Annotated in this window: 3 protein-coding genes and 1 pseudogene; 2 read left to right on the top strand and 2 right to left on the bottom strand. The window is 66.0% G+C overall.

Going from position 1 to position 2,680, the window contains the following annotated elements; translation table 11 throughout:
• Positions 1-402, top strand: a pseudogene (locus EOA22_RS30205) (MFS transporter); the annotation flags it as partial.
• Positions 403-423: 21 nt separating this feature from the next.
• On the opposite strand, the gene EOA22_RS30200 reads toward EOA22_RS30205, so the two are convergent.
• Positions 424-882, bottom strand: a complete 459-nt coding sequence (locus EOA22_RS30200) for a MarR family winged helix-turn-helix transcriptional regulator (protein ID WP_024504123.1) — start codon at positions 880-882, stop codon at positions 424-426.
• Positions 883-1,085: 203 nt separating this feature from the next.
• Here EOA22_RS30200 and EOA22_RS30195 point away from each other — a divergent pair, with 203 nt between their 5' ends.
• Complete coding sequence (locus EOA22_RS30195; RefSeq protein WP_013530115.1) at positions 1,086-1,880, top strand: SDR family oxidoreductase; 795 nt, start codon at positions 1,086-1,088, stop codon at positions 1,878-1,880.
• A gap of 252 nt (positions 1,881-2,132) precedes the next feature.
• Here EOA22_RS30195 and EOA22_RS30190 read toward each other — a convergent pair.
• Positions 2,133-2,680 (bottom strand): LysE family transporter (locus tag EOA22_RS30190; protein ID WP_127390459.1); only part of this gene is annotated, 548 nt, incomplete at its 5' end.

Below are 2,680 nucleotides of genomic sequence, written 5' to 3'. Positions count from 1 at the left end.
GACCGGTTCGGTGCGTCCCGCACCGTCGGCTGGTCGCTGGCGCTGAGTGCCGGCATGCTGGTCTTATTGTCGGTCATCCCGACCTTCCTGCCGCACCATATTGCCGGGCCGGCGCTGATGGCGATGATGGTGCCGTGGGGCATCGTCGGCTGGGCGTTCCCGCCGGCGCAGGCGAGCCGCATCATCAAGCTGGCGCCCGATGCCGCCCCGATCGTGCTGTCGCTCAACGCCTCGGCGCTCTATCTCGGCGTGGCGCTGGGTGCCGTGGTCGGTGGTGCCGTGCTGCGCTACGGCGCGCCGGCCGATCTCGGCCTGGTCGCCGCGATCTTCCCGATCGTCGGGCTTGGCGTCGTGGTCGCCGGCCGCTGGGCGGCTCGGCCTGTAGAAATGCCTGCCGAGTAGAGTCTTTGGCAAACGCTGGCCTTAGGGCGTGGCCGGCGGCAGATCAAAATCCAGCGCGGCGATCTCATCCAGAGCCGCGCGCAAATCTTCGGCCTTGTCCTTGCCGACGACATCCTCGAAACGCTGCTGGGCGATTTGCCACAGTTTCATCGCTTCCTCGATCTTGTCCAGGCCCTTTGGCGTCAGTCGTACACGCTTGACGCGGCGGTCCTCCGGGTCGGCGAAGGTCTCGACATAGCCGTCGCGGATCAGCGGTTTCAGCGTATGGCCGAGCGCCGACAGGTCCATGATCAGCGACGTGGCGATGGCGCCCATCGCCGGCTCATCGCCCATATGGATCTGGTAAAGCAGGCCCTGCTGCGTCGCCTTGAGGCCTGACGGCTCCACCACATCATCATAAAACTTGCCGAGCTTGCGCGCCGCGCGGCGCAGCGCGGCGTTGTTGCAGAGCGTGAGGCCGGGCAGGCTGTCCTTTGACATGATGGTCCCTGGCGCCGGCGAATGAGGCCCGGCTGCTCCCCTCAAATAATCCCCGCCCGTCTCATTGACAAGATAGTGGCATATGCCTACTTCACGATTAATGGTATATGCCACTATCTTGCGGCTTTCCGGCAGCGCGGCAGATGCCACGGTGCCGGGGGTCATTCGAAACGAACAAGATCAGTTGAAGAAGGAACAGGACAATGAGTGGACAGGGCAACAAGGGCACGGCGGTCGTCACCGGTGCTTCGTCGGGCATCGGCGCGGTCTATGCCGACCGGCTGGCCGGGCAGGGCTACGATCTGGTGCTGGTGGCGCGGCGCGCCGACCGGCTGGAGGAACTGGCCGGGAAGCTGCGCCAGACCTATAGCCGCAAGGTCGGCGTGATCAGCGCCGATCTTGCAAACGACGATGATGTGCGCCGCGTCGAGCAAGCTGTAACAGCCGACGAGAGCATCACACTGCTGGTCAACAATGCCGGCATCGGCGGCCAGGCCGTCGTGGCCACCGCCGATGTCGACGCGGCCGAGCGCATGATCAAGGTCAACACCATCGCCTTGACGCGTCTAACCCGCGCCGTGCTGCCGGGGCTTTTGGCACGCAACCGCGGCGGCATCGTCAACATCGCCTCGGTGCTCGCCTTCGACACCTCCTTCGGCGGCATCTACAGCGGCACCAAAGCTTATGTGGTCAACTTCACCGAAGCCCTGCACCGTGAGGTTGAGGGCACCAATGTGAAGGTGCAGGTGGTGCTGCCGGGCGCGACCCGGACCGATTTCTGGGAACTTGCCGGCACCGATATCGCCAACGTTCCGAAGGAGATCATCATGACCGCCGACGACATGGTCGATGCCGCACTTGTCGGCTTGGCCAAAGGCGAGGCGGTCACCGTGCCCGCGCTTGCCGATGCGGCCAAGCTCGACACATTCCTCGGCGCCCGGCAAGCCTTCTACGGCAGCCTGCACGCCGACAAGCCGGCGGCGCGTTACGGGGTTTGAAGTTTGAGAGGCTGGTTCGCTTTGCGAACCAGGACCCCCACCCCGCTGCTTCGCAGCGACTTGCCGGGGCGAGCCACGGGTCTCGCCCGTCCTTCGGACCCCCATAAGGGGGAAGGTTGGGGACGCGGCTTGTCCGCCCATGCGACAATGGTCTTGTGGGGTGCGAAAAGCTGGACTCCCCACCTCCCCCTTGTGGGGAGGTCGGACCGAAGGTCAGGGTGGGGGGCTGGCGCGGGTTTTGGCTTGAGCGCTTTACACCGACCGCCACATCGGAATGATCGAGGCGGCCAGTACCAGCGCCAACACGACGTTGAGCGCGCGCCATTGCCATTCGGTCTTGAGCAGCCGCGCCAGCACCATGCCGGCCACGCACCACAGTGACAGCGAGGCGGCGGCCGCGAGGCCGAAAGTGGCGCCGAGCAGCAGCGCGAGCTGCATCGGTCCGCTGGCCAATGCCGCGAACGACGCCGCGGCGCCCAGTCCCATCGCCCATCCCTTCGGGTTCATCCATTGAATGCCGGCGCCGCCGAGAAAGCTGTTCGGCCTGGCCATGCTCACATCCAGATTAGGCGGTCCGCTGCGGCCGATCTTGATCGCCAGCCAGACGAGATAAAGTGAGCCGGTGACCTTCATCGCCAGTTGCAGCGAGGGCACGGCGAGCAGCAGGCCGGCAAGCCCGGCGGCAGCGGCACCCGTGACGGTGGCGAGGCCGGCGGCGCTGCCGACCAGCAAAGGCACGGAACGGCGAAAGCCGAACTGCGCGCCGGACGCGGTCGACAGGGCCGTGGCGATGCCGGGCG

It is taken from the genome of Mesorhizobium sp. M7A.F.Ca.US.014.04.1.1 (assembly GCF_003998745.1).
In the GTDB taxonomy this organism is placed as follows: domain Bacteria; phylum Pseudomonadota; class Alphaproteobacteria; order Rhizobiales; family Rhizobiaceae; genus Mesorhizobium; species Mesorhizobium ciceri.
The sequence above is the reverse complement of the archived record's forward strand: the minus strand, read 5'-3'. Positions and strand labels throughout refer to the sequence as shown.